Annotated in this window: 13 protein-coding genes; 11 read left to right on the forward strand and 2 right to left on the reverse strand. The window is 49.4% G+C overall.

Going from position 1 to position 12,841, the window contains the following annotated elements:
* The first annotated feature begins 30 nt into the window (after positions 1-30).
* From ACIFQN_RS27980 to ACIFQN_RS28020, 9 genes are all read left to right on the forward strand, one after another.
* A complete protein-coding gene (locus ACIFQN_RS27980) occupies positions 31-765 on the forward strand; it encodes a glutamine amidotransferase (RefSeq protein ID WP_429836321.1) in 735 nt (244 codons plus the stop codon).
* A gap of 36 nt (positions 766-801) precedes the next feature.
* A complete protein-coding gene (locus tag ACIFQN_RS27985) occupies positions 802-2,088 on the forward strand; it encodes an ArgE/DapE family deacylase (protein WP_429836322.1) in 1,287 nt (428 codons plus the stop codon).
* A 21-nt stretch (positions 2,089-2,109) separates the two neighbouring features.
* Entirely contained in the window at positions 2,110-3,078 is a 969-nt protein-coding gene (locus ACIFQN_RS27990) for a substrate-binding domain-containing protein (RefSeq protein WP_429836323.1), read from the forward strand.
* Positions 3,079-3,163: 85 nt separating this feature from the next.
* Positions 3,164-4,666 (forward strand): sugar ABC transporter ATP-binding protein, encoded by a 1,503-nt coding sequence (locus ACIFQN_RS27995; protein ID WP_429836324.1) that lies wholly within the window; start codon positions 3,164-3,166, stop codon positions 4,664-4,666.
* Positions 4,659-5,660: an ABC transporter permease gene (locus tag ACIFQN_RS28000; RefSeq protein WP_429836325.1), complete on the forward strand. Its 1,002-nt coding sequence runs from the start codon at positions 4,659-4,661 to the stop codon at positions 5,658-5,660. Before ACIFQN_RS27995 ends, ACIFQN_RS28000 begins: the two co-directional genes overlap by 8 nt.
* Before the next feature lie 9 nt (positions 5,661-5,669).
* On the forward strand, positions 5,670-6,509 hold the full coding sequence (locus tag ACIFQN_RS28005; protein WP_429836326.1) for a BtpA/SgcQ family protein: 840 nt from the start codon (positions 5,670-5,672) through the stop codon (positions 6,507-6,509).
* Positions 6,446-7,414, forward strand: a complete 969-nt coding sequence (locus tag ACIFQN_RS28010; RefSeq protein ID WP_429836327.1) for a carbohydrate kinase family protein — start codon at positions 6,446-6,448, stop codon at positions 7,412-7,414. Before ACIFQN_RS28005 ends, ACIFQN_RS28010 begins: the two co-directional genes overlap by 64 nt.
* 6 nt (positions 7,415-7,420) lie before the next feature.
* Entirely contained in the window at positions 7,421-8,623 is a 1,203-nt protein-coding gene (locus ACIFQN_RS28015; RefSeq protein WP_429836328.1) for a M20 family metallopeptidase, read from the forward strand.
* A 109-nt stretch (positions 8,624-8,732) separates the two neighbouring features.
* Positions 8,733-9,638, forward strand: coding sequence for a Gfo/Idh/MocA family protein (locus ACIFQN_RS28020; protein ID WP_429836329.1), 906 nt, complete (start codon positions 8,733-8,735; stop codon positions 9,636-9,638).
* A gap of 104 nt (positions 9,639-9,742) precedes the next feature.
* On the opposite strand, the gene ACIFQN_RS28025 is transcribed toward ACIFQN_RS28020, so the two are convergent.
* Complete coding sequence (locus ACIFQN_RS28025; RefSeq protein ID WP_429836330.1) at positions 9,743-10,816, reverse strand: hypothetical protein; 1,074 nt, start codon at positions 10,814-10,816, stop codon at positions 9,743-9,745.
* A complete protein-coding gene (locus ACIFQN_RS28030; protein ID WP_429836331.1) occupies positions 10,800-11,333 on the reverse strand; it encodes an RNA polymerase sigma factor in 534 nt (177 codons plus the stop codon). The genes ACIFQN_RS28025 and ACIFQN_RS28030 overlap by 17 nt, the downstream gene beginning before the upstream one ends.
* Positions 11,334-11,780: 447 nt before the next feature.
* On the opposite strand from ACIFQN_RS28030, the gene ACIFQN_RS28035 reads away from it, so the two are divergent.
* Both ACIFQN_RS28035 and ACIFQN_RS28040 read left to right on the forward strand, forming a co-directional pair.
* Entirely contained in the window at positions 11,781-12,500 is a 720-nt protein-coding gene (locus tag ACIFQN_RS28035; protein WP_429836332.1) for a YebC/PmpR family DNA-binding transcriptional regulator, read from the forward strand.
* Positions 12,501-12,614: 114 nt separating this feature from the next.
* Positions 12,615-12,839, forward strand: a complete 225-nt coding sequence (locus ACIFQN_RS28040; RefSeq protein WP_429836333.1) for a hypothetical protein — start codon at positions 12,615-12,617, stop codon at positions 12,837-12,839.
* Positions 12,840-12,841 lie beyond the last annotated feature (2 nt).

The raw sequence follows: 12,841 nt of genomic DNA on the forward strand, positions 1-12,841 counted from the left end.
TTTTTCACAAAATAAAAGGGGTGCATAACTGTGAAAGTATTGTTTATTGGGGAATCCTGGGTCGTTCATATGATTCACACAAAAGGGTACGACAGCTTCACGTCGACGAAATATGAAGAAGGTGCTACGTACCTTTTGCAATGCTTGCGAAACGCTGGTATCGACGTGGACTACATGCCTGCCCATGAAGTACAGGTTCGTTTTCCGAAAAAGCTGGAAGATCTGGAAAAGTACGACGCGATCGTGCTGAGCGACATCGGCGCCAACACATTCCTGCTGCAAAACGCGACCTTCTACCAAATGGAAATCATTCCGAACAGTCTGGAGCTCATCCGTGAGTATGTGGCGAGTGGCGGCGGCTTCATGATGATTGGCGGCTATCTCTCCTTTATGGGTATTGAAGGGAAAGCCAACTATAAAAATTCCGTACTTGCTGATGTCTTGCCAGTCGTCATGATGGATGGAGACGACCGTGTAGAAAAACCGCAGGGCGTACAGCCGGAAACGGTAAAAGAGCATGCTGTCACAGAAGGCTTGGGTAGTTGGCCGCGCTTCCTCGGCTACAATCGCTTCGCTGCCAAAGCGGATGCGGACGTGCTTGTTCAAATCGAGGAAGACCCGTTCCTCGTACTGGGCAGCTACGGTCAGGGGAAAACAGCCTGCTTCGCCAGTGATTGCGCACCGCATTGGGGACCCAAAGAGTTCATGGACTGGGATCACTATCAAAAGCTGTGGGCACGCATCCTGGAACAGATCAAGCGCTAGAGAAGGGCATGTACACAAGAGGAAGAAGGTGCACTCGTGCAAGTGAATGAGCTGGTTCGCCAAAACAAGGATGCGTACATCGGTTTCCTCTCCGAGTTGGTCCAAACGGATACACAGGTGATCGGGCACGGGGTGCTTGGAGGAAACGAGCAGGCTGGACAAGCCATCATCAAGAACAGGCTTGAGCAGCTAGGATTTGAGATCGACGAGTTTTGTGTGGACGATGAAAAAATCAAGAAGTACCCAGGAGCCAATCTGGGCCACAAAAACGACGGGCGTCCCAATATCGTCGGTGTATGGAAAGGAACAGGCAGCGGCAGATCGCTGATCCTGAACGGACATATTGACACGATGCCTTTTGGTGATCGGGACAAGTGGACGGACGACCCTTTTTCCGGCCAGGTAAAGGGAGAAGTCTTGTACGGACTGGGATCGACTGATATGAAGGCCTCCCTCGCTGCGATGATTCTGGCGGCGCAGGTGCTCCATACGATGGGCGTAAAGCTCAAGGGAGACCTCATCATTCAGTCGGTAGTGGATGAGGAAGGCGGCGGCAATGGGACTTTGGCCTGCGTGGAGCGGGGCTACACGGCAGACGCTGCGATTGTCGGCGAGCCTACCCAACTGCACATTCAGCCGGCGCATATGGGGTTTCTTTTCCACGAGATTCAGGTGGAAGGAAAAAGTCTTCATTCGAGCCAGCTGTGGGAAGGCGTCAATGCCATCGACAAAGCCATCAAAATCTATCAGTCGATCAAGGAATTGGAGCATCACTGGCTGATGACGCAAAGGCATCCGCTGCTACCGGGACCTACGATCAATCTCGGGGAGATCAAGGGTGGTATTGCTGGCTCCGTGGTTCCAGGCTCTTGCACGCTGAAAACCTGCCTGCACTACCAGCCGAAGCAGGGAGAGTCGTATCAAGAGACCCGTGACCGCGTACATCAGCAGGTGCTGGATGCGATCGACCGTGTCGTCCTCGGGGATGAATGGCTTCGCGAGCATCCGCCGCAGGTGACGGTCTATCAGGAAGGCTTCCCTTTTGAAACGCCAGTGACGCATCCGCTGATCCAGGAAGTGAAAGAGGTATTGGGAGAGGTGCTGCAGGATGAAGTGGTTATCGAAGGAATGCCAGCTGGCTGTGATGCCCGTCTGCTTGCCGGATTTGCCAATATCCCAACCGTCATTTTGGGTTGTGGAGATCCAAGGCAATGTCATTGCATCGACGAATCGGTTCCTGTGGACCAGTTCCTTACGCTGATCGAGGTATATGCCCGATTTATCGTTTCTTGGTGTGGAGTGGAATCAAATACAAATGAATAAAACTACAGGGGGTAATGAGAAATGGTAAAAAAAGTATCGCTGTTGGCATTGACTGCATTGGTATCCATCATGGCGGGATGTGGAAGCACGGGAGCGGGGAACCAGCCTGCCAATCCACCAGCTTCCGCAGCGCCTGCAGCTAAAGAGATTACGATTGGTGTATCGACGGCAACTCTGCGCCACCAGTTTTTCATCGATATCGACAACGGCATGAAGAAAGCAGCCGAAGAGGCAGGTGTAAAGCTGTTGGTCAACGATCCGAACCTCGACCTTGCCAAACAGGTATCTGCTGTTGAGGATTATATGCAAAAGGGCGTCAACGGTCTGATCTTGCTCGCCGTAGACAACGCGGGTGTGGTTCCGGTCGTGGAAGAAGCAAAAGAAAAAGGCATTCCGGTCATTACGGCTGACTCGGTCGTACCGAGTGACAAGGTAGACACGTTTATCGGGACAGAAAACTACGAAGCGGGCAAACAACTCGGCGAGCATCTGAAAAAGCAGATTGAAGCAGATGGAAAAGACGTTAAGATCGCGGTCGTTACCCACGTACAATCCTTTGTGCAAAAAGAACGCCTGCGTGGTTTCAAGGAAGTTCTCAGCAATGTAAGCGGTGTCAGCTTCCTGAATGATCAGCCGGGCTATGACCGTGAAAAATCGATGGCTACGGTAGAAAACATCTTACAGGCCAATCCTGATGTTGATTACATCTACGCTACTGCAGAAAATAGTGTTCTGGGAGCACTCGCTGCCCTCGAATCCGCTAATAACGCCAAGACCAAGATCGTAGGCTTTGACGTAACACCTGAGGCAGCGGAAGGAATCCGCGGCGGCAAAATTCTCGCGATGATCCAGCAACAGCCTGAAAAAATCGGGGAAGCAGCAGTTAAAGCGGCCATCGAAGCGATCAACGGCAAACAGCTCGAGAAGAATATCAGCATCCCTGTCATCTTGATGGACAAGTCCAACGTGGACGAATACTTCAAGAAATAGGAGGAGCAGGGCTCGACAAGTGTAATGCAAGCCGAGCCCCACTCTGTACCAGATGCTCTACATCGTGTGAGAGGAGAGATCTGTTTTGCGTTCACCCATTCTGGAGCTGCAAAGTATCAGCAAGGAGTTTTCAGGGGTAAAAGCGCTTTCTGATGTTTCCTTGACCGTTTACCCCGGAAGCGTTCATGCCCTGGTTGGAGAAAACGGAGCGGGGAAATCAACCTTGATGAAAATTTTGACCGGGGCTTATAACAAAACCAGCGGCCAGATTTTCTTTGAAGGAAAAGAAATCGAGCAAATGGACCCAAAGCTGTCCAAGAAATTAGGGATTCACTGTATCTATCAGGAATTGAATGTCATGAAGAATATGACGGTAGCAGAGAATGTCTTTATCGGCGCGCAGCCTGTAACCAAACTGGGGCTGATTGATTGGAAACAGATGAATGACGCGGCCAAGGAGATTTTCTCCTCCCTGCAGCTCGATATCAGCCCAAAGATGCTAGTGAGGGAACTGAGCATTGCACAAAAACAAATGGTAGAGATCGCACGGGCGATTTCCCAGCAAGCCCGAATTTTAATTATGGATGAACCGACTTCTTCCTTGTCTGAAAGGGAGACAGAAGTGCTTTTATCCCTTGTCGAAGAGCTGAAGAAAAAAGGTGTCAGCATCTTGTACATTTCGCACCGCATGGACGAAATCTTCCGAATCTGTGATACAGTCACCGTCCTGCGTGATGGCACACACATCAAAACCCTCCCTTTGAAAGAGGTCAACAATGTCGACTCCCTGGTGGAGTTGATGGTGAATCGCAAAGTGACGAATTATTTCAACAAAGTGGAAGTGGACTTGGGCAAGCCCATCCTTCGCGTCGAGAATCTGTCCAAGCGTGGAGTCCTGAAGGATATCAGCTTCGAGGTGCGTCGAGGAGAAATTCTCGGAGTAGCAGGGCTGGTTGGCGCTGGCCGCTCAGAGATCGCCAAAGCCTTGTTTGGACTGTTGAAGACAGACTCAGGAGAAATTTTTATCGACGCCCAAAAGGTGGGGATTGAAAAACCATCGGATGCGATCAGGTTGGGGCTTGGTTTTGTCACAGAGAATCGCAAGGAAACAGGCTTGGCATTGAAACAGAGCGTACGCGCGAACATTACGATGTCCAACCTGAAAAAATATGTGAAATACTTTCTGGTCAATCAAACAGACGAGAAGCAGATTGCCCAGGAATACCGAAAAAAGCTCAACATCAAGACCGCTACGCTGGAGCAGCCGATTTCGAGCTTGAGCGGAGGCAATCAGCAAAAGGCGATTCTTTCCCGCTGGATCATCCAGGAGCCGCGTATTCTTATTCTGGACGAGCCATGCCGCGGGGTAGACGTCGGAGCAAAGGCGGAAATTTTTGCCCAGATCAGTCAGTTGGCGCAGCAGGGGGTCGCCATCATCATGATCTCATCCGAAATCCCGGAAATCGTCGGGATGAGCGATCGGGTCATCGTGATGCGTGAAGGCTCCATTGCTGGACTGTTGGATAAAAATGAAATCACACCAGACAACATTCTGAAACTCGCATTTGGGGGTGGAGTAAGTGCTTAAAGGAACGTCTACCGAACTGGAAGTCACCCAACTGAAGAACAGCAATTGGAAACAAACCTTGTTTGTCATCTTCGATAAAGGCAGTACCACGATCGGTCTCGTGTTGCTGTTTATCATCCTATCCATTGTTACAACGGATTTTTTAACGGTTGACAACCTGATCAATGTGACGCGGCAGGCTACGGTACTCTGCATCATGGCGGTGGCGATGACGTTCATCATCATTACCGGAGGAATTGACCTTAGCGCGGGCTCGCAAATCGCCGTCAGCGGAGTGGCGGTGAGCGGCTTGATCGTGGCTGGAGTGCCGATTCCGCTGGCAGTGCTTTTGGCGATCATGATCGGTGGAGTTATTGGATTATTTATCGGAACGGTAGTATCGACGCAAAAAATCCCGCCGTTCATTGTGACATTGGGAATGACGACCATTCTATCCGGACTTGCCTTCGTCTATACACAAGGAAATCCGATTGCGGTGAGCGATGCTGCATTTCGCGCATTGGGACGCGGATACCTCGGTCCCATCCCGATTCCGGTGATCATTATGGTGATCGTCGTCGTCATCGGTCATATCCTTTTGACGCACACCCGATTTGGCCGATACGTCTACATGATAGGAGACAACGAAGAAGCGGCGAGGTTGTGCGGGATCAATGTGAATCTGGTCAAGACAGGTGTGTATGTCCTGGGTGGAGCTGTCATGGCGATTGCCGGGATTATTCTCGCTTCCCGTCTCTCTACCGGTTCACCCAATTCCGGTACCGGTTCTGAGCTGGATGCGATTGCCGCAGTTGTTTTGGGTGGCACCAACCTTTTTGGCGGAGAAGGGAAGATCATCGGCACCTTGATGGGGGTCGCTATCATCTCCATCCTCAACAACGGATTAAACCTTTTGGATGTATCCTCCTATAATCAGCTCATGATCAAGGGTGTCGTGATCTTGCTGGCTGTTTGGCTGAATTCGATCAAAGCAAGAAAAAAAATGAGCGTGTAGGTGATCAATATGAGTGGTGGAATTTTCCCCCCTAAACAGAATGCATTGTTGGAAATCCTTCCTGTAAAAAAACCGATTATTGGGATGATTCATCTCAAACCACTGCCCGGCTCGCCCCATTATAAAGGGGAATCGGTTCAGGAGATGATTGATTTTGCTCTGGAGGATGCTCGCAGGCTGATCGAAGGCGGCGTAGACGGATTGCAAATTGAGAATGCCTGGGATCTTCCTTTTCCCAAGCCGGAGGACTTCGGTCATGAGACCGTTGCTGCGATGACTGCAGTCGGTGTCGAGCTGGCGAAGATGTCCAAGGTGCCGATCGGGGTCAACTGCCTTGCGAATGCGGTCTTGCCTGCCATCGCAATTGCGAAAGCGATTCAGGCAAAATGGGTACGCTCCAACCAGTGGGTCAACGCCTATATCGCCAATGAAGGCTTTATCGAAGGCGCCTCTGCCAAGGCGATGCGATATAAGGCAAGGCTGTTTGGGGACGATATCAAAATTCTTGCGGACGTCCATGTTAAGCATGGCAGTCATGCGATTGTTGCGGACCGCAGCTTGTCGGAGCAGACGCGGGATAATGAGTTTTTCGACGCAGATATTCTGATTGCGACCGGAAATCGCACCGGGGATGAAACAGCACTGGATGAGATTTTGGGGATCAAAGAAAATGCGTCCCTGCCTGTTATCGTGGGCAGCGGGATGACCGAGCAGAACGCGAAGAAGATTCTTTCGGTAGCCGATGGCGCTATCGTCGGCAGCTTTTTGAAAGAGAACGGGAACTGGTGGGAGCGCGTAGACACGGAGAAGGTCAAGCGCTTCATGGATCAGGTTCAATCCTTACGATAGGCTGGGATATGGCTATGGGGAAGATCGCGGTTCACGGTTTTGTAAATACAGATATGATTTGTCAGGTTGACGCCTTCGCAGAAGTTGATCAGGAGACGGAAGTGAGCAGCCTGCAATTTTTGCCAGGGGGATCAGCAGCGAATGTGGCTGTTGGTCTTTCGCGTTTGGGCGAAGAGGTGTTTTTTTTAGGGGCGGTCGGTCAGCATGCGTATACGTCCTTTCTGCTGGACAGCATGGAAAAAGTGCGTCGTGATCACATCCAGATCGTCGACAAGGCTTCGTCCGGAATGGTGATGGTGCTGGTGGACAAGCAGGGGCTGCGTACCATGTATACCTATCCGGGGGCGAATGTACAGTATGAGGTAAGCCGGGTGCCAGACGACTTTTGTCTCGACCTCGACTTCCTTCATCTGAGCAGTCCCCATTTATCCAGCGCCGAGCAGCTTTTCGCCTGGAAACAGAAAAAACCGCAATTACGTATTTCCTTTGATCCCAGTTCCTTGTTGACCAAAAAAGGGCTAGGGCCAATCGAAGCGTTGCTTGCCCAGACCGACATCTTGTTTGTGAATCGCTCAGAGCTTCAGGATTTGGTTGGTGACCGGATCGTAGAGCAAGCCTTGCAGGATCTTCATGGCCTTGGCGTAAAGGAGATCTTTGTCAAACTGGGGAAGGAAGGGGCTGTCTACAGCTGTGCAAGCGAACGCATCTATCTTCCGTCCCTAGCAGTCAAGGCTGTAGATTCTACCGGCTCGGGAGATGCTTTTGCAGTCGGCGTTCTCTACGGTTTATCGAAAGGGTGGGACAGGGGAGAGGTCTTGCAGGCTGGCATTACGCTGGGCGCTCGTGTCGTACAGCAGGTCGGTGCACGGACAGGTCTGCCATATGCTGGGGAATGGGGAGGTTAGGTGAGGATGAAAGGAAAGGATTTATTTGCGCAAGTGGATCAAGAGGATGCCGTCTCCTTTTTGCAGTCACTCATCCAAATCAACAGTGTGAACCCGCCAGGTGCGGAACGGGCTGTTGCTGAAGCGATTCAAAAACGGCTAATGAACAGCGGATTGCACATGGAGCTGGATATCGTAGCAGAGGATCGATCCAATTTGCTAGTTTCATTGAATGGGGATCCGAGAAAAAACACGTCCAGGGACCAGGGCAATAATCTGGTATTTAGCGGGCATTTCGATACGGTTCCGATCGGTGGGATGGATTGGACGTACCCGCCGTTTGCTGGCGAAAGAGTGGGTGACCGGATATACGGACGTGGAGCTACAGACATGAAAAGCGGTGTGGCAGCCATGATCATTGCGATGGAATGTCTCGCCAAGTCCGGTATTTCGCTTCCTGGAAATCTGCTTTTCGTGGGAACCGTTGGGGAGGAAGTGGATTGTCTGGGGGCCAAACAGGTGGTGAAGAAAGGGCAGTTGGATCATGCATCCGCCATCGTGGTCAGCGAACCGACCTCCAATCAAGTGATCGTTGCCCATAAAGGAGCTCTCTGGCTGGAAGTCACCATGTTTGGGAAAACAGCGCACGGCTCCATGCCCCATCACGGCATCAATGCCATCTCTGCGATCCACCGTTTTATGACGGAGCTGAATCACTATCACTTGGAGCATGTACCCCATGTGATTCTCGGCGGTTCTACCATGAACATCGGCATGATCCGTGGTGGTGTAAGTCCTAATGTCGTAGCAGATCAATGCAGTATTACCCTCGATATTCGGACGGTTCCGGGACAAAATCACGCCAAGATTCTCGAAGAAATCCAGCAGCTCGCCAAAAAGGCAAGTGAGAGTCTATCCGCTGCTTTTCAAGTAAAAGTCTTAAATGATATGGCTTGTGTCGATACGCCCGCAGACAGTCCCTTCATCCGTACAGCGATGAAGGTCGCAGGTATGAAGCAGGATGAATCTCCAAAAGGAGTGAATTATTATACGGACGCGTCTGTCTACCAGCCTTCTTTGAACGGAATTCCCGTCCTGATCTACGGACCGGGCGAACCCGCCATGGCGCATCAACCTGATGAGTGGGTGGATGTCGCGAAATACCTGGAGTCGATCCAGTATTATATAGCTTTGGCTCTGGTTTACCTAGGGGAGACCGAGACGGAATAGAGCAATCGGAAAAACAGGCTGGAGGACGGGGAAGGGAGAAAGCCCCCTCCTTCAAGCCTGCGACTTTTTATGGGAAAGCAGTGGACTGGTAGTAAAAGGAGGAAAAGGTGTGGGAAACGAGCTGCGAATTGGCATGGTAGGGTTGGATACGTCGCATTGTGAGGCGTTTACCGAGCTTTTGCACGATCATCTGCATCCGTATCACGTTGCTGGCGGAAAAATTGTCGCGGCGTACCCGGGCGGTTCGCCTGACTTCGAATTAAGCGCTTCTCGGGTAGGAACAATCACAAGCACCTTGCGTGATCAATATGGGATAAACATCACAGCATCCATAGAAGCAGTCGCAGAGCAGTCTGATGCAATACTGCTCACCTCGGTAGATGGGCGGTCTCATCTGCAGCAGTTCGCATTACTCGCTCCCTTTGGCAAGCCTGTGTTTATCGACAAGCCGTTCGCGACGTCCTACCTGGATGCACTCAAACTGGTAGAGATTGCGCAGATTCACCAGGTGCCGCTGATGAGCTGCTCTTCCCTACGCTTCGCAGAAGGCATCGTGAATGCAATTAATAAGAGCGACGAAGATCCGATTACAGGAGCTTATTGCTACGGACCTATGCCACTGGAGTCAGCCTTGCCCGGCTTGTTTTGGTATGGAATTCATTCGGCGGAGATGCTTTTCACGATATTGGGCCATGAATGCCTAAGTGTAACGGCAGTGAAAAATGATGCGTACGAGGTCATCACAGGGCAATGGGCGGACGGGCGAGTCGGCGTGATCCGGGGCGATCGTACGTGGAACAAAACATTTGGAGCACTCGTCCATTACAGGGAGCATGCTTCTTTTGTCGATGTGCAGGCAACCCCCAAGCCGTACTACGCAAGCTTGCTAGAGCATGTCCTGCCCTTCTTTCAAACGGGGGTATCACCGGTTCCGCTAGATGAGACATTGGCGATCATGCGTTTTCTTGAGGCTGCCAATGAAAGCAGACTGCAAGGCGGTACAGTCCGATTGTAAGAAAGGAGAGGGAATACTCCCTCTTCTCTCGTTTTGGGCAGGGTGATGGAGACGCCATTCGAATAGTATCGGCCATGAATCTCGGTCAGCCGCTTTCCGTATGGTTACCATTTAACAGAGATCTTGCTAATATTGCCAATGTCCAAGTTTGCGATAGATACGGTAATATCGGGTTTCCCCTGGTGTTTTAATACATATCCTCCCCAGTTTCTGCCGCCATAAGCCTTATACCCCGTGATATCCAATCCAAATATGTTTTGGATAAGCGGTTTTGTTACAGGAATGACTTCATGTATCGACTTTATATGATAATTTGATAGATAGCCGATGTGATAGGTTTTACCCGTTCTTGCTCCTACTTTCACGAAATAACGGTCTTGCGTATTCGTAAACGTCCAGATTTCTTCTGTCTTATCTGATGATTTACTTGCTTTGGTAAAGGGGAAACGCTTGTTGTTCGATAGGAACATTAACGCTTTTTCTGCGATGGACACATACTTTTGATCCACATCATTCGGGTTGTAATCGATATAGAAATGGGACACTTTATTTGTTTTCATGTCAACACGAACGAACTGCTGTTGGTCCAACCCCGTATTCCCTAACTCGAAAGACAAAGTTGTTCCTTCCTTGTCTTGAAAGAGATGTACTCGCTCAAAATGAACATCTTGTTTCGCTTCCAGAAATGCGGCTCGTGCCGTCTCCGTATATTTTTGGTACATGTCTGGCAACTCATTGCCGTTTACGATTGCAGAGACAGTACGAACTTCCGTCGTATTGGGTTTAAAAGTCACAATGGCTTCACGATTTTTTGTCCGTACAATGAAGTAATCTGTGTCTTTCTCCATCTCCTCAAAATAGAATTCCTTGGTAATGCCAACCGCTTCGATGGCCTTTTCCGCAGCCGTACTATATTTTGGGTCCACGAAAGACGTACTTCCCGCTGTTTCAGCCGAAAATGAAAATGGCTTCATCCAGATAAACGCAAACAACACAGCACAAGTGACAAGTCCGTTTGCCACCCAGACTAGGTATTTTCTCTGCTTTTGCTGTTTGAGCATCTTTCGTCGTTCCTCTCGTATGTTCTCTACTATCTTTTCGTTTCGGTCTCCGGCAAGAACCTGATCGGGGAAATCATGCAATTCTTCCCAGATAATCTGCTTATCTTGTGACGGCATCTGTCATCTCCTCCGTTTCAGGAACTTTTCCGCTGTTTTGAACAGCTTTCATGGCCCTATGTAAAGTTGTATGTACTTTGGATTCGCTCCATCCCAATACCTCCGCAGTTTCCTTGCTGGATAAGCCCTTGATTCCGCGCAAGATCAACACGTCCCGATACGATCTTTTCAACTGATTGATGATGTCATAGAGAATACGTTTGTTCTCACTCAACTCCAAAGACTCTTCCGGTGTTTTGTCGCGCGAGACAAGATGCTGCAAGAATAGGTCCGGCAACCAGTTTCGCAGTTTTTTCTTGCGTTCTTCATCGATAGCGACATTTCTCGCAATGGCAAACAGCCACGTTTTTGGGTTCACAATCTCGGATTTCTGGGGAGCCTTTAGGGCTCGGATAAAGGTTTCTTGGACAAGATCGTCTATATCCTTTCGTCCTGTGTAGTAAACTAGAAAACGGTATACATCGTTGCTGTATGCTCGAAACCATTGTTCTATACGTGCTCCGGTAATGTCATCCAATAGGGTTCCACCTCCTTTTTTACTGTAAAGACGGAAAAGAGTCTTACCATCTTTCACTTTTATGAAGATTATTTTTTAGGCACAGTATCAACATTGCTAACCCGCCGATGAATTTCTCTTGAGGAGGTTATCTACCCGATGATTCAAAAGGCTGCATACTAATCTATTTTCTAGTAAATACTTACGAAAGTTTACATGCTGAATAGGTTTATTGTTCAAACTGACAACAAACGTTTTTTTGTTGAATGGCTATAGAGTAGGCAATCCTGAAAATGATATAATAAAAAAGCTTCGCTAGGGACATTCAAACAAAAACTTGAAAATTACCTAGCTTTTTTGCTGATTTTACGTAAACATACGGATTCAATTAAGGTATAATCTTTTCTGGAGATAGTAGGCTGCTTGTTTCATATTCATTAATCGTGTACTGAAAGAGAGTGGAGCTGTATGGGTCGTAAGTGGAACAATATTAAAGAAAAGAAAGCGTCAAAGGATGCGAGCACGAGCCGCGTCTATGCGAAGTTCGGTAAAGAAATCTACGTTGCTGCGAAGCAAGGCGAACCGGACCCTGAATCAAATCGGGCGCTAAGAGTCGTACTGGAACGTGCCAAAACGTACAATGTACCGAAAGCGATTATTGACCGAGCTATCGAAAAAGCCAAGGGCGGTTCAGAGGAAAACTACGACGAGCTGCGCTACGAGGGCTTCGGGCCAAACGGCTCCATGATCATCGTGGATGCATTGACCAACAATGTGAATCGTACGGCATCCGAAGTGCGCGCTGCTTTCAATAAAAATGGCGGAAACATGGGCGTGAGCGGCTCTGTTGCGTATATGTTTGACGCGACGGCTGTCATCGGGTTCGAAGGAAAAACGGCGGACGAAGTGCTTGAGATTTTGATGGAAGCAGATGTAGATGTGCGCGACATCGTAGAAGAAGAGGAAACCGTCATTGTCTATGCAGAGCCGGATCAGTTCCACGCTGTTCAGGAAGCGATCAAGAAGGCAGGCATAACAGAATTCACCGTAGCCGAGCTGACCATGCTGGCGCAAAATGAAGTAGAGCTTCCGGAAGACGCGCAGGCACAGTTTGAAAAGCTGATCGATGCACTCGATGACCTCGATGATGTACAGAATGTTTATCACAATGTTAATTTCGGGGAATAGAGCAGAGAGCTGTTTGAAAGCTGTTATGCTGGATTTTGTTTGAGAATACGGCGATGCTCATAACAACCTCACTCTTTGTATGGAAAAAGTCATACAAGGGGTGAGTTTTTTGTTATGGGATGGTTATTGGCCGAGATGTGTGATCGGGTCATGTATGCCGGCGAGGTGATCGAGGAAAACAACATTTTCAGCCTGTTTAAAAGCCCGAAGCATCCGTCGCTTTGCTCCGCGCTGCGCTCATGTGGAAGAAAGGTGCAGGCAGGCTGCACCCCCGACGGTTTTTCTTATTTCTACTACCAATATTGGCACGCATGTTGCAAATCCATTTCTGTAGGATAGAA

This window comes from Brevibacillus sp. NRS-1366 (genome assembly GCF_050467985.1).